Origin of the sequence: Thermus thermophilus HB8, from assembly GCF_000091545.1 — a bacterium.
Lineage (GTDB): Bacteria > Deinococcota > Deinococci > Deinococcales > Thermaceae > Thermus > Thermus thermophilus.
In genome coordinates this window covers 845823-865257 of sequence record NC_006461.1, presented here as the reverse complement: position 1 = coordinate 865257, position 19435 = coordinate 845823, and the positions used below count along the sequence as shown (strand labels likewise).

Below are 19435 nucleotides of genomic sequence, written 5' to 3'. Positions count from 1 at the left end.
CCTCCTCCGGGCCAGTATACCCCTTAGCCCCCGCCTTGACACGTCAACCGGAAACCCATAGCTTGGTTGACGACCCGCCAAGGGCGGGGAAAGGAGGCGAAAGCGTGAAGACCGAGGTGTTGCCCTACACGCCGCTTATGAAGACCATTTGGCCCCAAAGGACCCTTTCCCGGGACCTCCTCCTCATCCTCGTGGGAAGCCTCTTCGTGGCCCTCACCGCCCAGATCGCCCTCCCCCTCCCCTTCACCCCGGTCCCCATCACCGGCCAGACCCTGGGCGTCCTCCTGGTGGGGGCGGCCCTGGGAAGCCGCCTGGGCTTCCTCGCCCTCCTCGCCTACCTCCTGGAGGGGGCCATGGGCCTCCCCGTCTTCGCCGGGGGAACGGGCGGGATCGCCAAAATCCTAGGGCCCACCGGAGGGTTCCTCCTGGCTTTCCCCCTGGCGGCGGGCCTCGTGGGGCTTCTGGTGGAGCGCTTCGGCCTGGACCGGGGCTTCTTCGGCACCCTCCTCGCCATGCTCCTGGGGAACGCCCTCCTCTACCTCGTGGGGCTTCCCTGGCTCGCCGCCTGGCTCATGGGCGCGGGGAAGTTCGGGGGCGTCTCCGCCCTCCTCGCCATGGGGCTTTTCCCCTTCATCCCCGGGGACCTGGTGAAGGCGGTCCTCGCCGCCCTCCTCTTCCCCACCGCCTGGCGCTTCCTGGGCCCGAGGTAATGCGCCTCGCCCTGGCCCACCTGGCCAAGCGGGAAAGCCTAAGGGAGCTCCTCCAGGCCCTCCGCCCCTGGCCCAAGAGGCCCGGGAGCGGGGGGCGGGGCTTTTGCTCCTCCCCGAGCTCGTCCTGGGCAAACGGGAGGACCCCGGGCTTCCCCAGGCCCTTAGGGAGCTTGCGGAAGAGGCGGGGCTTCTCCTCCTCGCGGGGCACCTCGCGGAAGGAGAAAACCGCCTGCAAGCCTTCCCCCAAGGCCCCGCCTACGCCAAGCTCCACCTCTACCGGGCGGAGGGGGAAGAGGGGGACGAGGGCCTCCGCCCCGGGGAAAGGCCCCTCCTCCTCCCTTGGGAGGGCCGGGCCTTCGGGCTTGCCCTCTGCTACGACCTGGACTTCCCCGAGCTCTTCCGGGCCTACGCCCTGAAGGGGGCGCAGGGGTTTCTCGTGGGGGCGGCCTGGCCCGGGGAGTACGCCGGGCTTTTGGAGGTCCTCGCCCGGGCCCGGGCGGCGGAGAACCAGGCCTACCTCTTCCTGGCGAGCCGCGCGGACACGGGAAGCCCCTCCCTCTTCGTCGCGCCCGACGGGCGGGTCTTGGCGCGGAGGGAGGAGGAAGGCCTCCTCGTCGCCGAGCCCGACTGGGGTTTCCTCGAGGCCTACCGCAAGAAGTACCCCCTCCTCCGCCACCGCCGGGAGGAGCTCTACCGGCTTTGGTAAGATGGCCCCCGTGCTGGAGAACCGCCGCGCGCGGCACGACTACGAGATCCTGGAAACCTACGAGGCGGGCATCGCCCTCAAAGGGACCGAGGTGAAGTCCCTGAGGGCGGGGAAGGTGGACTTCACGGGAAGCTTCGCCAGGTTTGAGGACGGCGAGCTTTACCTGGAAAACCTCTACATCGCCCCCTACGAGAAGGGCTCCTACGCCAACGTGGACCCGAGGAGGAAGCGGAAGCTCCTCCTGCACAAGCACGAGCTTAGGCGGCTTCTCGGCAAGGTGGAGCAGAAGGGCCTCACCCTGGTCCCCCTCAAGATCTACTTCAACGAGCGGGGGTACGCCAAGGTCCTCCTGGGCCTCGCCCGGGGGAAGAAGGCTTATGAAAAGCGGCGCGAGGACAAGAAGGAGGCGGTGCGCCGCGCCTTGGAGGAGCTATGAGGGCCCTCTTCCTCCTCTTCCTCGCCGCCTTCGCCCTGGCCCAGGCCCCCAAGCCCCTGAAGGTGGGGGAGCTTACCGGGGAAGCCCTCTACCCGGGAAACCGGGGGGTGTCCTACGGGGAGGTGGGGCTCGTGGCCCGGGGGCTCGGCCTCGCCCTCTGGCAGGGGGAGGGCCAGGTGGCCCTCGGGCTTGGGGCCCGCTACCGGACCTTCCCGGTGGAAGCGGACGAGGCCAAGGCCGCCTCCAGCCTCGCCGCCTGGCGCAAGGACGGGCGCGTCTACGTGCCCCTGCGCCCCCTAGCGGACGCCCTCGGCCTCTCCTACCAGGCCCAGGTGGGCATCCAGCTGGACCTCCCCTGGGCCCGGCTCCTCCAGGTGGAGGCCCGGCCCGAAGGCTACCTCCTCCGCTTCAGCCGGGAGGTGAACGCCGTGGTGCGGCCCGGGGGCGTCCTCTTCCTCATGGCCCAGGGGAGCCACCCCTCCCTGGTCCAGGAGGCCATGGGCCTCTTCCTCCCCCTCTCCCGCCCCCCGGAGCGGGTCTACTACCCCGGGGGCGGCCAGGTGGCCGTGGGCCTCACCCCCCTCCCCCTCCCCTCCCCCACCGTCCTCCTGGACCCGGGGCACGGCGGGGAGGACCCGGGCCTCGAGGTCCAGGGGCTGGCGGAGAAGGAGGTCGCCCTGGACCTCGCCCGCCGCGTGGCCGCCCTCCTGCCGGGCGCCCGGCTCACCCGGCAGGGCGACGAAACCCTGCCCCTGGAGGCGCGCCTCGCCCTGGCCCGCACCGCCTCCGTGGTGGTCTCCCTCCACATGGCCCGGGGCCGTGAGGTGCGCCTCTACCTTCCCAAGGACCGGACGAGCCCCCTCGCCCAAAGCCTCCCCCGCCTCGGCGACCTTCCCGAGGAACGGGCGAGGCTCCTTCGGGCCTACGCCGGGGACCCCGCCCGCCTCGCCCTGGCCCTGGAGCGGGCCCTCGCCGCCCAGGGGTTCGCCGTGGTCAAGGCCGAGGGGCCCTACGCCCTGACCCGGGTGGACGGGGCGGCGGTGCTTTTGGAGGTGGGGGCGGAAAGGCTGGGAACGGAGGAGGCCCGCGCCCTCGTGGCCCAGGCCATCGCCCAGGGGATCCGGGCCTACCTCGAGGGGGGCGCGCCGTGAGGAAGTACCTGAGCGTCTACAACCTCCTCGGCCTTCTCGTCTTCGCCCTGGGGCTTTTCGTCTACTGGCAAAGCCCCGTCCCCAACCCCCCCAAGGCCCTGCCCCTGCCCGCGGACGAGGCCGCGCGGGAGGAGAAGCTCACCCTGAACCTCTACCGCCCCGACCCGCCCCGGGGCTTCCTCCGGGAGCCCGTGGTCCTCGAGGTGGGCCTGGGGGAAAACCCCTACGAGAAGGCCCTCCTCGCCTGGGCCCAGGCCACGGGAAGCCCCACCCCCCTGGGCCTCTTCGCGGCGGAGGGGCGCCTCGTGGTGGACCTGCCCGAGGACTTCGTCCGGGGGCTGGACGCCGAAGGGGAGGTCTACCGCCTCTACAGCCTCGCCTACACCCTCCTCGCCACCTTCCCCGAGGGCAGCGAGGTGCGCTTTCTGGTGGAAGGACAGCCGAGCCCCGGCCTCGCCCACCTGGACCTGGAAGTCCCCGTACGCCTGCCATGAGCGAGACCTGGCGCCTGGACCGCCTCGTCCTCCAGGGGTTTAAGTCCTTCGCCGACCGGACCCTCCTGGACTTCCCCGACCCCGTCACGGGGATCATCGGCCCCAACGGCTCCGGGAAGAGCAACCTGGTGGAGGCCATCCGCTTCGTCACCGGAAGCCGCGCCCAGGACCTGAGGGGGGAGGAGCTCAAGGCCCTTCTCTTCCACGGCGCCAAGACCCGTCCCCCCCAGGGCGTGGCCGAGGTGCGCCTGGAGCTCTCCCGGGGCCGGGAGCGCCTGGTGGTGGAGCGGCGCATTGAGGGGGACCGAAGCCAGCTCCGGGTGAACGGCCGCCCCACGAGCGCCAAGGCCCTCGCCCTCCACCTCGCGGGCACCGGGCTCGGCCGGGGCGGGTACGCCGTGGTGGGCCAGGGGGAGGTGGGCGCGGTGCTGGAGTCCCCCGAGGCCCAGCTCCTCGCCCACCTGGAGGAGGCGGCGGGGCTCAGGCCCGTGGCCGAGGCCGTCCGCCTCACCGAGGAGCGCCTGGCCCAGGCGGCGGCCCTGGTGGAGGAGCGGGAAAAGGCCCTAAAGGCCCTGAAGGAGGAGGTGGAGGCCCTGGCGCGGGAGGCCGACCGGGCGAAAAGGGCCCGGGAGCTGAGCCTGCTTAGGCTCAGGCTCAAGCGGAGCCTCCTCCTCGCCCGGAAGGAGGCGCTGGCGGAGGAAGCCCAGGGGATCCGGTCCCGCCTTAAGGCGCTGGAGGCCGAGCTCCAAGGGCTCCAGGAGGCCATGGAGGCCCTCCTCTCCCGCAAGCGGGGCCTCCTCGCCGAGGAGGAAGGGCTCCGCCACGCCCTGGAGGAGGCCCACCTCGCCCTCAAGGAGCGGGAGGGGCTTATGGGGGAGGCCGGGTCCTTGCGCCGCGTCCTCCAGGCCCTGGACCGGCCCCCTCCTCCCGAACCCGGCCCCGAGCCCCCAAGGCCGGAAGAAGCCCCCGAGGCCCTGAGGGCCAGGCTCCGCAGCCTCAGGGAGGAGATCCGGCGCAAAGAGGCCGAGGTCCAAAGGACGGAGGAAGCGCGCCGCCGATACGAGGCCGAGCGGGCCCGGTACGAGGAAAGGCTCGCCGCCCGCCTCGAGGCCCTCAGGGAGCGGGAGGCCCTAAGGCCCGAGGTGGAGGCCCTGGAAGAGGAGGTGGCCCGGCTCGCCGCGAGGCTTCGGGAGCGGGAGGGGCTGGAGGCGAGGCTCAAGGAGGTGGAGGCCCAGCGAAAAGGCGTGGCCAAAGAGCGGGAGCGCCTCCACCGCCTGGTGGAAAGCGGGGCCGACCTCCACGAGGGGCCGAGGCGGGTCCGGGGCCTTTCGGGGGTGCTCGGCGTGGTGGCCGACCTCCTCCGCCCCGAGCCCGGGCTGGAGCAAGCCCTGGAAGCGGCCCTCGGCCCCAGGCTCCAGTGGGTTCTGGTGGAGGACGAGGAGGCGGCCAAGAGGGCCATCGCCCACCTGAAGCGGGTGGGGGGGCGGGCCACCTTCCTCCCCCTCACCCTCCTCCGCCCCCGCCCCCTCCCCGAGCCCAAGCCCTTCCCCGGCCTCTTGGGCCCCGCCCGCGCCCTGGCCCGCCTGCGCCTTCCCGGCCTGCCGGAGGAGGCGGTGCTCGGCGTCCTCTTCGGGGACACCCTGGTCTTCCAGGACCTGGACCGGGCCCTCGCCTACCTGAGGGCAGGGGGAGGGGAACGCCTCGTGACCCTGGAGGGGGAGGTGGTGGAGCGCACGGGGGCCATCACCGGGGGGAGGGTCCGCGCCGGGGGGGAGGCCCTCTCCCTAAGGCGGCGGCTTGACGAGGCGGAGACGGAGGAAAGGGCCCTCGCCCGGGAGGCCCAGGCCCTAAGGGAACGGCTCTCCGCCTTCCCCCACCCCAGGGCCCTGGAGGAGGCCAAGGCCCGGCTCCTCTCCCTCCGGGCCCGGCTGGAAAGGCCCCTCCCCCCCGAGCCCAAGCCCCCGGAGCCGCCGGAGGCGCACGAGGCTCAGGGCCTCGAGGCCCTCCGCGAGGAGGCGGCCCGCCTCGAGGCCCTCCTCCAGCAGGCGGAGGCCCACGCCCGCTTCTTGGAAAGGAAGCGGGCCTGGGAGGAGTGGGAAAGGCTTCAGGAGGAGGCGGCGCGGGTCCGGGCCCGGCTTGCGGAGCTGGAGAAGGCCTTAGAGGCCACCCGCCCCCTGGCGGAAAGGGCCCGGTCCCTGGAGGAAGGGGCGCGGAAGCTCCGGCAGGCCCTCAAGGCCCTGGCGGAGGAGGAGACCCGGCTCCTCACCCGGCAAAACCACCTCCTCGCCGAGCGGGAGCACCTCCGCCTCACCCTGGCCCGGCGGGAGGCGGCCTGGGAAGAGGTGGAGCGGGAGCTCGCCGAGCTCCCCGAGCTTCCCCGCCTGGAAGGAACCCCACGCGCCCTCCAGGCCCGCCTCGCCCAAGCGGAGGCGGAGCTAGAGGCCCTGGGCCCGGTGAACGCCCTGGCGGAAAGGGCCCTGGCCGAGGCCGAGGAAAAGCTTAAGGCGCGCCAGCGGGAGCTGGACGAGGCCGTGGAAGCCCTTCTCCGCCTCGAGGCCGAGGCCAAAGGGGTGGAGGCCGAGCACCAGAAGCGCTTGGAGGAGGCCTTCGCCCGCTTCCAGGAGGCCTTCCGCCGCTACGGGGAGGCCCTGCTCGGCGGGCGGGCGGAGGTGCGCCGGACGGCGCGGGGGCTGGGCCTCGTGGTCACCCCAGCGGGGAAGCGCACCCAGGACCTCCGCCTCCTCTCCCTGGGGGAGAAGACCCTCGGGGCCCTGGCCTTCCTCTTCGCCCTGGGGGAACTCCAAGGCGGGCTTCCCATCGCCGTCCTGGACGAAGTGGACGCCGCCTTGGACGAGGCGAACCTCCTGCGCTTCACGCGCTTTTTGCGCTCGGGGCGCCAGTTCCTCCTGGTGACCCACCAGAAGCGGACCATGGAGGCCTGCCACGCCCTCTACGGCGTCACCAGCGAGGAGGGGGTGAGCCGGGTCTACGCCATCCGCAAGGAGGTGGTCCATGACCTTTGAGGAGTACCAAAAGGAAGCCCAGAAGACCGCCCTCTACCCCGAGGCCTACCGCCTGGTCTACCCCGCCCTGGGCCTCGCGGGGGAGGCCGGGGAGCTCGCCAACAAGGTGAAGAAGGTCCTGCGCGACCACGGGGGGCGCCTCAGCGAGGAGGCGCGGGAGGCCATTCTCGCCGAGCTCGGGGACGTGCTCTGGTACGTGGCCCAGGTGGCCACGGACCTGGGGGAAAGCCTCGAGGCCGTGGCCCAGGCCAACCTGGCGAAGCTCCGCTCCCGCAAGGAACGGGGCAGGCTGGGAGGGGACGGGGACGACCGCTAATGCGAACCGCCCCCCGGAGCTTCCGGGGGGCGGCCATCCCAATCCCTCAGTCAAACAGGTCAAAGAGCTTCATGAAGCCTTTTTTCCTCTTGTAGGGCTTGCCCTCCTTGCGGTAGAAGCCCTCCAGCTCCTCCTCGTAGCGGCGCTCCACCTCCTCGGCCTCGGCCAAAAGCTTTTCCAGCTCCCCCTTGTCCAGCCACACCCCGCCGCACTGGGGGCAGACGTCTATCAGGACACCGCGCCGCTCCACCTCCCGCATGCCCACCTGGCAGTTGGGGCAAAGAAGCAGGGGCATCTACTCCTCCCTCCGGCCGAAGAGGCCCAGGAGGCTCGCGTAGTAGAGGATCGTGGCCAAGGAACCCGCCAAGGCGGCCACGTAGGTGAGGGCGGCCCAGGTGAGGACCTGCCGGGCCGGGCGCATCTCCTCCGGCCTGAGGAAGCCCATGCGCCTTAGGAACTCCAGGGCCCTCTTGGAAGCGTCAAACTCCACGGGCAGGGTGATGAGCTGGAAGAGGGCCACCGCCAGGTACAGGTAGAGGCCGAGCTTGGCGAGGCCCAAGGCCCCGAGGAAGAGGCCGGCGAGGACCAGGATGGGCCCCAGGTTGCTCCCCAGGCTCGCCGCAGGGAGCAGGCTCGCCCGCACCCTAAGCCAGGCGTAGCCCCGGGCGTCCTGCACCGCGTGCCCCACCTCGTGGGCGGCCACGGCCAAGGCGGCGAGGCTGGGCGAGGCGTAGTTGGGCTCGGAAAGCCGCACGGCCTTGGCCTGGGGGTCGTAGTGGTCCGTGAGGGCTCCGGGCACGGGCTCCACCCGGACGTGGGTGAGGCCGTGGGCGTCCAGGATCGCCCGGGCCACCTCGGCCCCCGTAAGCCCCCGGCTGTTCGCCACCCGGCTGTAGCGGGCAAAGGTGGCCTGCAGACCCCCTTGGATGGCCAGGCTGGCCACGAAGACCAGGATCATGAGCAAGAACGCGAGCGTGTCCATGGCTCCCTCCTTCCGGGGAGTAGCAGAGAGACGAGGCCACCCAAACGGTGGTCTCGCCATGCGCCTAAAGGCGCCCCAGCCGACCGGGGATGCCTCCCGTCCTGACGATCGGCTGGCCCCGCTTTCGGGGCGGCTACTCCCCGGAACTCACTTTATAACAAGGAGCCGTCCCCCCTGCAACTACCGGACGAGGAGGACGGGGCAGGGGGCCTCGGCCACCACCCGTTGGCTCTGGCTTCCCAGGAAGAGGCTCCCCAAAGCCCCAAGCCCCCGGGTGCCCATGACGATGAGGTCGGCCTTCTCCGCCCGGGCCGCCTGGAGGATGGCCTCGGCAGGCACCCCCTCCAGGAGGAGGGCGTCTTCCTTGGGGACGCCGGTGAGGGCCCGGGCCTCCTCGAGGACCCCCTCCGCCCGTTCCAGGCGGCGCCTCAGGGCCTCCTCAAAGAAGGGCTCCCCCAGGTAGTCGGGCACGGGCTCGTAGGCGTGGACCACGATGAGCCTCGCCCCGTGGGCCTCCGCCTCGGCCTTGGCCACCTCCGCCGCCCGCCTCGCGTGCTCCGAGCCGTCGTAGGCCAGGAGGATGGTCTTGAACATGCTCCTAGTTTACCCGCTTCCTCGGCCCCCGGACCCTCCTCTGGGGCCCCCATGCTGGTCTAAGCCAGCATGGGGTGGTCAAGCCTGGGGGCGGGTCTCCGAGGGAAGCTCCACCTTGCGGCCGCAGCGGCAGGTCTCCCCCTCAATGCGGGCGAGGGTGCCGTCCCCCTTGGGGTAGAGCCAAAGCGTCCCGCAGTCGGGGCAGCGCACCTCGGCCACCAGGGAGCGGACCTCCTCCGGGGAGAAGCGGTAGACCTCCCCGCACCAGTGGCAGACCACCTCCGCCCCGCCGTCCTTCACGATCATGTCCTCCCGCTCCTCCGGAGTGAAGAAGACCAGGGCCTCCAGGGCCTTCTCCCGGTTGCAGCGGCAGCGGAAGCGGGCGGGGATCTCGTTCTGGAAGTAGCCCAGGGCGCGGAGGTCGGTGCGCTCAAAGCCCAGGCCCGCAAGAAGGGCCTCCAAAGCCCCCTCCAGGCCCCGCTCCCGAAGGAGGGGGGTGAGGCCGGGGAGGTCCTTCAGGTTGGCCTCGAGGCGGTCCAAAACCTCTTCCCTGGCCCCGGGCATCACCTGGACGGCCACGCCCCCCGCCACCTCCACCTCCCCTTCTCCCTTGACCCGCACGCCGAGGAGGACGGCGGAAGGGATCTGCTCCGACTGCCAGAGGTAGTGGGCGAGGTCCTCGGCGATCTCCCCCGAGACCAGGGGGACGGTGCTCGTATAGACCTCCCCGCTCGGCAGGCTCCGGTCCACCCGAAGCGCCCCGGCTCCCACAAGCTCCCCCACGTTGAGCTTCCCGTCCTCCCTCAAGGGGACCTCGGCCCTGGGGTTCTTCACGTAGCCCCGCACGTGCCCAAAGGCGTCCGCCTCTACCACAAGCCCCCCCAAGGGCCCCGTCCCCTCCACGCGGAGGGTGATCCGCTCCTTGGGGGTCTTGAGGAGGAGCTGGGCCAAAAGGAGGGCCCCGGTCATGGCGCGGCCAAGGGCGGCCGTGGCCGTGGGGGAAAGGCCGTGGCGCAGCCGCGCCTCCTCCACCACGTCCGTGGTCTCGGCGGCCACCACCCTCAGATCCCCCTCCCCGGCCAGGCCCCTAAGGATCCGTCCCATACCCCGCCATTATGCCACGGGCCCTATAATCGCCCTATGGGCCTGGTCATCTACGACACCCTGGCGCGCCGCAAAGTGCCCTTTGAGCCCGCGGTCCCCGGCCACGTGGGGATCTACGTCTGCGGCCCCACGGTCTACGCCGACCCCCACCTGGGCCACGCCCGGGGTCCCGTGGTCTACGACGTCCTGAGGCGCTACCTCCTCCACAAGGGCTACAAGGTGCGCTTCGTCTCCAACATCACCGACGTGGGCCACCTCACCGACGACGCCGACGAGGGCGAGGACAAGATCGTGAGGCGGGCCAAGCTGGAACGGCTTGAGCCCATGGAGGTGGCCGAGAAGTACACCTGGAGCTACTTTGACGCCATGCAGGCCCTGAACGTCCTCAGGCCCTCCATCGCCCCGAGGGCTTCAGGCCACATCCCGGAGATGCTGGAGCTCACGGAAAGGCTTCTTGCGCGGGGGGTGGCCTACGAGCGGAAGGGAAGCGTCTACTTCCGGGTGCGCTCCTTCCCCGAGTACGGGAAGCTCTCAGGAAAGCGCCTGGAGGAGCTCAGGGCGGGGGCCCGGGTGGAGGTGCGGGAGGAGAAGGAAGACCCCCTGGACTTCGCCCTCTGGAAGGCGGCCGAGCCCGGGCACATCATGCGCTGGAAGAGCCCCTGGGGGGAGGGGTACCCCGGCTGGCACATTGAGTGCACGGCCATGAGCCTCAAGTACCTGGGGGAAGGCTTTGACCTCCACGCCGGGGGGATTGACCTGCAGTTTCCCCACCACGAGTGCGAGATCGCCCAGGCGGAGGCCGCGGGCTTCCGCTTCGCCCGGCACTGGATGCACCACAACCACGTCCTCCTGGAGGGGGAGAAGATGGCCAAGAGCACGGGGAACCTCGTCCTCCTCCACGACCTCCTCGAGGCCCACGAGCCCATGGCCCTCCGCTTCTACCTCCTCCAGACCCACTACCGGAGCCCCATGGACTTCACCTGGGAAGGGCTGGAAAGCGCCAAAAGGGGGTATGGCCGCCTCCTCCACGCCTACCGGGAGGTGCGGGGGCGCAAGAAGACCGCACCCCCCGGCACCACCCCCGAGCTGGAAAGGGCCCTGGACGCCCTGGAAAAGGCCTTCATGGAGGCCATAGAGGACGACCTCTCCACTCCCGAGGCCCTGGCCGCCCTCTTCGCCTTCCTCCCCGAGCTCCACAAGCTCCTCCCCGAGGCCAAGGCGGAAAGCCTCGCCCGGGCCGAGGCGGTCTTCCACACCTTGGGGGAAGGGATCCTCGGCCTCTTTCCCGAGAGGGTCCTGGAGGAAAGGGTCTCCGGGCCCCTCCTCGAGGGCCTCATCGCCCTCCTCCTGGAGCTTAGGGAAGAGGCGAGGCGGGCCAAGGACTACGAAAAAAGCGACCTCATCCGGGAAAGGTTAAGGGCCCTCGGCGTCATCGTGGAGGACACCAAGGAGGGCCCGAGGTGGCGCCTGGAGCGCTAAAGAGCCCCCGTGCGGGGCAAGCCCGCACGGGGGGTAAGATCACCCCACGCTGGCGTCAGCGCGGGATGGGGTAGCCCCCGGCCTCCAGCACCGCCTCCGCCGCCTGGCGGCGCAGGGCCACGAGGTCCACGGGCTCGCGCTTCGTGAGCCTGCGGGCGGCGGAGTAGACCACCCGGGCCTCGTCCCCTTCCACGAGGCGGGGCAGCACGGAAAGCGCCCCCGCCTGGGCCCGGTCCAGGGCCTGGGCCAGGTAGATGCGGGCAAGGACCGGGGCAAGCCCGCCAAGCCGCCTGGCCCGGAGGAGGGCGCTCTCTGCGGCGTAGGCGTCAATGAGGATGTCGGCCACGGCCCCCAGCACCTCCTGCTCCTCCTCCACGCCCTGACCGTACTTCTGCACGGCGAGGCCCGCCACCATGAGGGCGAGCTTCTTCAGGTTTTGGACCTGGTGGAGCTCGAGGTCCTCGGGCTCCTCAAAGCTCGGCTCCAGAAGCTCCTTCTGAAGGCGCTGGGCGGCCTGCATGAGGGGGAGCTGGCCCTTCAGGGCCCGGCGGAGGAGCATGCCGGGGATGAGGAGGCGGTTGATCTCGTTGGTGCCCTCAAAGATGCGGTTGATGCGGGCGTCGCGGTAGGCCCTCTCAATGGGGTACTCCTGGGAGTAGCCGTAGCCCCCGTGGATCTGCACCCCCTCGTCCACCACGTAGTCCAGAACCTCGGAGCCCAGCACCTTGATGATGCTGGCCTCCACGGCGTACTCCTCAATGCCCGCCATCACCGCTTCCGGGCCCTTCTTGCCCAAAAGGGCCTCGTCAATGAGGCCCACGGTGCGGTAGACGGCGCTCTCCGCGGCGTAGATGCGGCTCGCCATCTCGCCGAGCTTCTGCTGGATGAGGCCGAAGCGGCCGATGGGGCGGCCGAACTGCACCCTCTGGGTGGCGTACTGGGCGGAAAGCTCTAAGGCCCTTTTCGCCCCGCCCACGGCCCCCGCCCCGAGCTTGTAGCGGCCCACGTTGAGGACGTTGAAGGCGATCTTGTGCCCCTTGCCGATCTCCCCGAGGACGTTCTCCACGGGCACCTTGACGTCCTCCAGGATCACCTGCCGGGTGCTGGAGGCCTTGATGCCCATCTTCTTCTCCTCGGGGCCGAAGGAGAGGCCCGGGGTGTCCCGCTCCACCAGGAAGGCGGTGAAGTGCTCCCCGTCCACCTTGGCGAAGACGGTGAAGAGGTGGGCGAAGCCCGCGTTGGAGATCCACTGCTTCACCCCGTTCAGGATGTAGTGCTTGCCGTCCTCGGAGAGCGTGGCCCGGGTCTTGGCGGCGAGGGCGTCGGAGCCCGAGCCCGGCTCCGTGAGGCAGTAGGCGGCGATCCACTCGCCGCTTGCGAGCTTGGGAAGGTACTTGCGCTTCTGCTCCTCGGTGCCGAAGTAGACGAGGGGCAGGGTGCCGATGGAGGTGTGGGCGCCGTAGGTGACGGAGAAGCCCCCGCTTCCGGAAAGCTCCTCGGCCACCACGGTGGAGATCACCTTGGGCAGGTCCAGGCCGCCGTACTCCTCGGGAACGTCAATGGCCAGAAGCCCGAGCTCCCCCGCCTTGCGCATCAGGGGCACGTTGAGCTCAAGCTCCCCGTGCTCCATCCGCTCCAGGAGGGGAAGCACCTCCCGCTCCACGAAGGTACGGGTGGTGCGGGCGATCTCCTTGACGCTCTCGTCAAAGTCCTCCGGGGTGTAGACCCGCTCCGGGACCTCAAGAAGCCAGCCGCCGCCTTTCTGCCAGAGCTTTTTTTCCTCGGTCATGGTTCTCCTCCTTAAGCCGGATAGACCTCAAACACGCCCGCGGCGCCCATGCCGCCGCCGATGCACATGGTGACGAGGCCGTACCCCCCACCCCGCCGGGATAGCTCGCTCAAGAGCTGTGCGGTGAGCTTGGCCCCCGTGGCCCCCAGGGGGTGGCCTAAGGCGATGGCCCCGCCGTTGACGTTCGTTTTCTCCTCGGGCATCTCCAGGACCCGCATCACCGCCAGGACCTGGGCGGCGAAGGCCTCGTTGAACTCAATGAGGGCGATCTGGTCCAGGGTAAGCCCCGCGCGCTGCAGCGCCTTGGGCACCGCCTTCACCGGGCCGATCCCCATCACGTCGGGCTCCACCCCGGCCACGGCGAAGCTCACAAAGCGGGCGAGGGGCTTGAGGCCCAGGGCCTCCGCCTTCTCCCGGCTCATGACCACCACCGCCGCCGCCCCGTCGGAGTAGGGGCTGGAGTTGCCCGCGGTCACGGTGCCGTTCTTCTTAAAGGCGGGCCTCAGCTTGGCCAGGGCCTCGAGGCTGGTGTCGGGGCGGACCGTCTCGTCCCGATCAAAGACGACCTCCTCCACCTCCTTCTTGGTCCCGCGGTAGGTGACCTTAGGCACCCGGATGGGGACCACTTCAGGGAAGCGCCCCTCGGCCCAGGCCTGGGCCGCCTTCTGGTGGCTCCTCAAGGCCCACCTGTCCTGGTCCTCGCGGCTTATGCCGAAGCGCTCCGCCACCCTTTCGGCGGTGAAGCCCATGCCGATGTAGGTGGAGTAGGTCTCGGGGCTCCACTCCGTGGGGGTGAGGTCGGGGTGGAGCCTGGTGTGGAAGCCCGACATGGGCACCTGGCTCATCATCTCCACCCCGCCCGCCAAGACGGCGTCCGCCATCCCCGTCATCACCGCCTGGGCGGCCATGGCGATGGTCTGGAGGCCGCTGGAGCAGAAGCGGTTGATGGTGGCCCCCGCCACCTCCACCGGGAAGCCCGCCCGGAGGAGGGCGAGCCTGGCGATGTTCAGCCCCTGGGCCGCCTCGGGCATGGCGCACCCCCAGAGGACGTCCTCAAGCTCCTTGGGGTCCAGGCCCACCCGCTCCACCGCCGCCCGCATCACCTGGGCGGAGAGGTCCACGGGGTGGAGGGTGGCCAAGGCCCCGTTCTTCTTGCCCCGGGCCACGGGGCTCCGCACTGCGCTTACGATGACCGCTTCCCGCATCTTCTCCCCCTTAGTTCCTGAGAGGCTTCCCCGTCTTCAAGGTGTAGGCGATGCGCTCCTGGGTCTTCCGGGTGCCGAGGAGCTTCAAGAAGGCCTCGCGCTCCAGGTCCAGAAGGTCCCACTCGGAGACCTCCCGCGCCGGGCCTTCCCCGCCGGAGAGGACGTAGGCGATCTCCAGGCCGATTTTCATGTCGTGGTCCGTGATCTCCCCCGCCTCGCGGAAGGACCAGACGGCGTAGCGGAGGTTGCCCAGGGCCTCGCTCCCCAAGACCCGGATCCTCGGGGGCAGGGGCGGGCGGTAGTCGGGGGCGAGCTCCAAAACCCGCCTCTTGGCGTCGGCGATGAGGAAGTCCCGGTTCATGCTGATCCCGTCCCCGTCCCGGAGGAAGCCCATCTTGCGGGCCTCGAGGGCGCTCGTGGAGGTCCTGGCCATGGCGATGAGCTGGAAGGCCCGCTTCACCGCCTCAAAGGGGTCGGCCTCCTCGTAGGGCGCAAGCTCTTGGGTGAAGCGGAGGAGCATCTCCTTGGTGCCGCCTCCCGCGGGCAAAAGCCCCACCCCGGCCTCCACCAGGCCCATATAGAGCTCGGCGTGGGCCTGGACCCGGTCGGCGTGCAGGGTGAACTCCGCCCCGCCCCCCAAAGTCAGGCCGAAGGGCGCCACCACCACGGGGAAGGGGCTATAGCGGAGGGACATGGAGGCCTTCTGGAACTGGCGCACCGCCAGGGCGAGCTCGTCCCAGTCCCCCTCCTGGGCCAGGGAGAGGATGAGGGCCAGGTTGGCCCCGGCGGAGAAGGCCCTCGGGTCCTCGTTGCCGATGACGAGGCCCAGGTAACCCTTCTCCTCCACAAACTCCAGGCTCTTCTGGAGCATGCGGATGACCCCCTCCCCGATGGCGTTCATCTTGGTGCGGAACTCCAGAAGGGCCACCCCATCCCCCAGGTCCAGAAGGGCCGCCTCCTTGCCCTCCAAGAGGGTCTTGCCCTCGGACTTGAGGGCCTTTAGGGAGATGACGCCCTCCCGCTTGGGCAAGGGGTGGTAGGCCCCGTCAAACCCCAGGTAGGCGCCGTCTTTGTAGAAGGTGCCCTGGGCCTTCCCGAGGAGCTCGGGAACCTCCAGGCCGTATTCGGCGAAAAGGGCCTCCACCCGGGAAAGCCCCACGGCGTCCATGTTCTTGAAGGGCCCCTCCTCCCACCCGAAGCCCCACTCCAGGGCCTGGTCCACGGAGACGAGGTCGTAGGCGATCTCCGGGGCCTTCTCCAGGGTGTAGTGGGCGGTCCTGGCGAAAAGCTCCCGGAGGAAGGCCCCGTACTTACCGGGAAGGTCCAAGGCCTTGGCAAGGCGCTCCCTCAGGGGAAGGTCCCGGAGGGCGCGAAGCTCGGGAAGCTCCAGCTTGGTCCGGGGGGCGTAATCCAAGGTCCGGTAGTCCAGGGTGTAGATCTCCCCGTTCACCCGCTTGTAGAACCCGGCCCCCGCCTTCTCTCCGAGGCGGCCCTCCTCCACGAGCCGGTGGACCCACTCGGGAAGGGCGAAGTCCTCCCCGGTGGCCTGGGCGAGCTCCTCGGTCACGAGCTTGAGCACGTCCAGGCCCGTGAGGTCGGCGGTGCGGAAGGTGGCGGAGTTGGGGCGGCCGAGGAGGGGCCCGGTGAGGGCGTCCACCTCGTCAATGGTGAGGCCGTGCTTCTCCATGAGGCGCACGGCCTGCACCATCCCGTAAACCCCGAGGCGGTTGGCGATGAAGCCGGGGGAGTCCTTGGCGAGGACGGTCCCCTTGCCCAGAATGCGCTCCCCGAAGCGGCGGATCTCCTCGAGGACCTTGGGGTCGGTCTCCGGGGTGGGGATGAGCTCCAGGAGGTGGAGGTAGCGGGGCGGGTTGAAGAAGTGCGTCCCGAGGAAGCGGCGGCGGAAGCCCTCGGAGCGCCCCTCCAGGAGAACCCTCATGGGGATGCCGCTGGTGTTGGAGCTGACGATGGCGGTGGGTTTCAAAAGGTTTTCCAGGCGGGCGTAAAGGGCCTGCTTGGGTTCTGGCTTCTCAACGATGGCCTCCACCACCCAGTCGCAGTCCCTGAGCTTTTCCAGGTGGTCCTCGGTGTTGCCGATCTCAATGTAGCGGGCCCGCTCGGGGTCCATGAAGGCCGCGGGCCTGGCCTTGAGGGCGCGCTCCAGGCCCCTTTTGGCGTACTCGTTCCGGTCCTCCTTCCCGGGGATGTCCAGGAGCACCACCGGGATCCCGGCGCTGGCCACCAGGGCGGCGATCCCGCTACCCATGGTCCCCGCGCCTACCACGCCTACCTTCTTGATCATGGGCACCTCCTTATACTCAGTCAAAGTTTAACCCCAGACGCCCCGCCTGTCAAAGGGCCGCACGGGCGGGGTCCCCCAGGCTGTTTCCCGCCCAGGCCGGGCCTCGGCCAAGCGCCCAACCGCGGCGAAAACCGAGGTGGGGGCCCCAAACGCCCTCCACAGCTCGGGTCCGGACGCTCCGAGGCCATCAACGTGCGGGCCCCTAGAGGTCGGCGAAGAGGTAGAGCACCTCCATCAGGGCCTCGGGGTAGTCCCGGGGCCTCAGGCCCTTCTTCTCCAGGCGGAACCCGGGCGGGTACTGCGTAAGCTCCACCCGGTAGGGAAGCCCCTTGAGGCCGCGGGCGTCGTAGTCCAGGGGGTAGCGGGGGAAGACCACCTCCAGGTGGGTGAGGCCCTCCGTGATGGACACCACCCCCTTCCTCTCCGCCACCAGGCGGAGCCGGGCGAGGGCCACGAAGTTCTCCGCCTCCTCAGGAAGGGGCCCGTAGCGCTCTTTGAGCTCCCGCACCAGGCGGGAAAGCTCGGCGAGGCTTTTCGCCTCGGCAAAACGGCTGTAGTAGCGGCTCCTGGCCTCGAGGCTCCCCACGTACTCCGCGGGCAGCCGGGCGGAGAGGGCGAGGTCCAGGGTCACGTGCCGCCGCTCCTCCTTGGCCTCCCCCTTGAGCTTGCGGATGGCCTCTTCCAGAAGCTCGGTGTAGACCTCGAGGGAAAGCGCCCGGATGTGCCCGTGCTGCTCCGGCCCCAAAAGGTTCCCCACGCCCCGGATTTCCATGTCCCTTTCGGCCAGGAGGTGGCCCGAGCCCAGATCGGAGAGGTCGGCGATGGCGGCGAGGCGCTTCTCCGCGGCCTCGGTGAGGCGAGGCGGGTGGAAGAGGTAGGCGTAGGCCTCCTCCTCCCTCCGCCCCACCCGGCCCCGGAGCTGGTACAAGGTGGCGAGGCCCAGGCGGTCCGCCCGCTCAATGAGGATGGTGTTCGCCTCGGGCACGTCCAGGCCCGCCTCAATGATGGTGGTGGCGAGGAGGACGTCGTACGCCCCTTCGGCGAAGAGGAGCATGGTCTCCTCAATGAGGCTTTCGGGCATCTGGCCGTGGACCACCCCGATGCGGGCCTCGGGGACGAGGTTTTCCAGAAAGCGCCGCCTGGCCTCTATGGAGGCCACCCGGTCGTGGACGTAGAAGACCTTGCCCCCACGCTCCAGCTCAAAGAGGATGGCCTCCCGCACCAAGAGGGGATCAAAGGGAGCGAGGAAGGTCTTGATGGGCTTGCGCCCCGGGGGCGGGGTCTGGATGCTGGAAAGGTCTTTGAGGCCCACCAGGGCGGAGTAGAGGGTGCGGGGGATGGGGGTGGCGGAGAGGTAGAGGGTGTCCACCTCCGCCTTGAGCTCCCGGATCCTCTCCTTTTGGGCCACGCCGAAGCGGTGCTCCTCGTCCACGATGAGGAGGCCGAGGTCCCTGAAGCGCACGTCCTCCTGGAGGAGGCGGTGGGTGCCGATGACGATGTCCACCGTCCCCTCGGCGAGGCCTTTTAGGATGGCCTCCTCCTCCTTGGGCGGGGTGAAGCGGGAGAGGACCGCAACCCTCACGGGAAGCCCCTGGAAGCGCTCCCTAAAGGTCTTCCCGTGCTGCTCGGCGAGGAGGGTGGTGGGCACGAGGAAGGCCACCTGGGCCCCGTGCCCCACCACCCGGTGGGCGGCCCTCAGGGCCACCTCCGTCTTGCCGAAGCCCACGTCCCCCGAGACCAGGCGGTCCATGGGGTGGGGGCTTTCCAGGTCGCGGAGGACCTCCTCCAGGGCCCGCTTCTGGTCGGGGGTGAGCTCGTAGGGGAACCCCTTCTCCACCAGAGGATCCCACTCGGGCAAAGGGGGAAAGGCCCGGCCCGGGGTGGCCTTGCGCTTGGCCTGGAGGACGAGGAGGCGCCCAGCCAGCTCCTCCACGTCCTTCCGCGCCCGCTCCTTGGCCCTTTGCCACTCGTTCTTGCCCAGGGAGGAAAGCTCCGGGGGGTCGTCGGTGGTCCCGGGGTGGCGCTTGAGGAGGGGAAGCTGCTCCACGGGGAGGTAGAGCTTCCCTTCCCCCTTGTAGCGCAGGACCAGGTAGTCCCGCTTGACCCCCAGGACCTCCCGGGTCTCGAGGCCCAGGTACTGCCCGACGCCGTGCTCCGGGTGGATGAGGTAGTCCCCTGGGGAAAGGGCCCCGGGGTCGCTGAGCCCCTCCCCTACCCGGACCCTGGCCCGCACCCCCCCGGTGGCGAAGACCAGGGCCTCGGTGAGGAGGACCCACTCTCCCCACTCCGCCCCGCCCTCAAAGTCCCCGGGGAGGAGGGCAAGCCGCCCCTTGGGGCCGGGGAAGCGGTCCAGGATGAGGGGCGAGAAGGCCTGGAGGCGCCTTTTGAGGTACTCCAAGGTGCGGGCGTGGCCCACGAAGAGGTGGACCCGCTTCCCCTCGGCAAGCCAGCGGGCGAGGTCCTTTTCCAGGGCCTTCAGGCTTCCCCGGTAAGGAGGAAGGGGCCTCGCCCCGAGCTCCAAGGGGGGGAGCTCCACCCCGCCGCCCAGGGCCACCCAGGGCCTTCCCGCGAGGAGGGGCCAAAGGGCCTTGGGGGCGAGGGCGGGGGTGTCCAGGTAGACGGGGCCAGGGAAGTGGAGGACCTTCTTGGAGGTGAAGCCCTCCGCCTTCCCCGGCTTGGGCAGAAGGACGTGGCGCCGCCTTTCCTCCCCCCGGACCACAAGCCTTTCCAGCTCGTCCCCGAAGAACTCCAGGCGCACCTCGCCGAGCTCCACCACCTCCCCCAGGACGCGGTAGTCCTCGTCCCGGGCGTAGCCCAGCTTGAGGAGGCGGGAGAGGAGGGCCTCCCGGGGGTAGGCGCGGCCCACCTCCAGAAGAAGCCGCCAGGCCTCAGGGTCCTCGGGGAAGGGGCTTAGGGCCTCCTCGTAGGAGAGGACGAAGAGGGCTTTTTCCTCCAGGGCCTCGAGGCCGGGGTTCACGTAGACCTTGGCCCCGAAGGCGGAGAGGTCCCGGTAGCGCCTAAGCCGCGCCTCGGGGACGAGGAGGAGGGCCGGGGGGGCCTCCTGGGCGAAAAGCAAGGCCGCCCCCACCTGCGGGAGCGCCAGGCGGTGGCCGTAGATCCTCTCTAGCGCGATTTCCATGCCGA

Annotated in this window: 16 protein-coding genes; 8 read left to right on the top strand and 8 right to left on the bottom strand. The window is 70.2% G+C overall.

Annotated features, from left to right (window positions below):
- Nucleotides 1–104: 104 nt before the first annotated feature.
- The 7 genes from TTH_RS04660 to TTH_RS04630 all read left to right on the top strand — a co-directional run bounded on the left by TTH_RS04660 (nt 105) and on the right by TTH_RS04630 (nt 6836).
- Nucleotides 105–710, top strand: coding sequence for a biotin transporter BioY (locus tag TTH_RS04660; RefSeq protein WP_041443401.1), 606 nt, complete (start codon nt 105–107; stop codon nt 708–710).
- Nucleotides 711–813: 103 nt separating this feature from the next.
- Nucleotides 814–1416 (top strand): carbon-nitrogen hydrolase family protein, encoded by a 603-nt coding sequence (locus tag TTH_RS04655; RefSeq protein ID WP_011228283.1) that lies wholly within the window; start codon nt 814–816, stop codon nt 1414–1416.
- Nucleotide 1417: 1 nt separating this feature from the next.
- Nucleotides 1418–1852, top strand: coding sequence for an SsrA-binding protein SmpB (gene smpB, locus TTH_RS04650; protein WP_011172991.1), 435 nt, complete (start codon nt 1418–1420; stop codon nt 1850–1852).
- A complete protein-coding gene (locus TTH_RS04645; protein WP_011228282.1) occupies nt 1849–3003 on the top strand; it encodes an N-acetylmuramoyl-L-alanine amidase in 1155 nt (384 codons plus the stop codon). The genes smpB and TTH_RS04645 overlap by 4 nt, the downstream gene beginning before the upstream one ends.
- Nucleotides 3000–3497, top strand: a complete 498-nt coding sequence (locus TTH_RS04640) for a GerMN domain-containing protein (protein WP_011172989.1) — start codon at nt 3000–3002, stop codon at nt 3495–3497. The genes TTH_RS04645 and TTH_RS04640 overlap by 4 nt, the downstream gene beginning before the upstream one ends.
- A complete protein-coding gene (locus TTH_RS04635) occupies nt 3494–6520 on the top strand; it encodes an AAA family ATPase (protein ID WP_011228281.1) in 3027 nt (1008 codons plus the stop codon). Before TTH_RS04640 ends, TTH_RS04635 begins: the two co-directional genes overlap by 4 nt.
- Entirely contained in the window at nt 6510–6836 is a 327-nt protein-coding gene (locus TTH_RS04630) for a nucleoside triphosphate pyrophosphohydrolase family protein (protein WP_011172987.1), read from the top strand. The genes TTH_RS04635 and TTH_RS04630 overlap by 11 nt, the downstream gene beginning before the upstream one ends.
- A 46-nt stretch (nt 6837–6882) precedes the next feature.
- On the opposite strand, the gene TTH_RS04625 is transcribed toward TTH_RS04630, so the two are convergent.
- The 4 genes from TTH_RS04625 to hslO all read right to left on the bottom strand — a co-directional run bounded on the left by TTH_RS04625 (nt 6883) and on the right by hslO (nt 9516).
- On the bottom strand, nt 6883–7131 hold the full coding sequence (locus TTH_RS04625) for a TFIIB-type zinc ribbon-containing protein (protein WP_011172986.1): 249 nt from the start codon (nt 7129–7131) through the stop codon (nt 6883–6885).
- Complete coding sequence (locus tag TTH_RS04620; protein ID WP_011228280.1) at nt 7132–7818, bottom strand: zinc metallopeptidase; 687 nt, start codon at nt 7816–7818, stop codon at nt 7132–7134.
- 180 nt (nt 7819–7998) lie between these two features.
- Nucleotides 7999–8412 (bottom strand): universal stress protein, encoded by a 414-nt coding sequence (locus tag TTH_RS04615; RefSeq protein WP_011228279.1) that lies wholly within the window; start codon nt 8410–8412, stop codon nt 7999–8001.
- A gap of 78 nt (nt 8413–8490) precedes the next feature.
- A complete protein-coding gene (gene hslO, locus TTH_RS04610) occupies nt 8491–9516 on the bottom strand; it encodes an Hsp33 family molecular chaperone HslO (protein WP_011228278.1) in 1026 nt (341 codons plus the stop codon).
- A 36-nt stretch (nt 9517–9552) separates the two neighbouring features.
- On the opposite strand from hslO, the gene cysS reads away from it, so the two are divergent.
- Nucleotides 9553–10995: a cysteine--tRNA ligase gene (gene cysS / locus TTH_RS04605; RefSeq protein WP_011228277.1), complete on the top strand. Its 1443-nt coding sequence runs from the start codon at nt 9553–9555 to the stop codon at nt 10993–10995.
- Nucleotides 10996–11050: 55 nt separating this feature from the next.
- On the opposite strand, the gene TTH_RS04600 is transcribed toward cysS, so the two are convergent.
- The 4 genes from TTH_RS04600 to mfd all read right to left on the bottom strand — a co-directional run bounded on the left by TTH_RS04600 (nt 11051) and on the right by mfd (nt 19430).
- Entirely contained in the window at nt 11051–12784 is a 1734-nt protein-coding gene (locus TTH_RS04600; RefSeq protein ID WP_011172981.1) for an acyl-CoA dehydrogenase family protein, read from the bottom strand.
- A gap of 11 nt (nt 12785–12795) precedes the next feature.
- Nucleotides 12796–13989 carry a thiolase family protein gene (locus TTH_RS04595; RefSeq protein ID WP_011228276.1) on the bottom strand — a complete coding sequence of 398 codons (1194 nt, stop codon included), beginning with the start codon at nt 13987–13989 and terminating at the stop codon, nt 12796–12798.
- Between the two features lie 10 nt (nt 13990–13999).
- Entirely contained in the window at nt 14000–16291 is a 2292-nt protein-coding gene (locus tag TTH_RS04590; RefSeq protein ID WP_011228275.1) for a 3-hydroxyacyl-CoA dehydrogenase/enoyl-CoA hydratase family protein, read from the bottom strand.
- A 202-nt stretch (nt 16292–16493) separates the two neighbouring features.
- On the bottom strand, nt 16494–19430 hold the full coding sequence (mfd, locus tag TTH_RS04585) for a transcription-repair coupling factor (RefSeq protein ID WP_011228274.1): 2937 nt from the start codon (nt 19428–19430) through the stop codon (nt 16494–16496).
- Between the last annotated feature and the right edge of the window lie 5 nt (nt 19431–19435).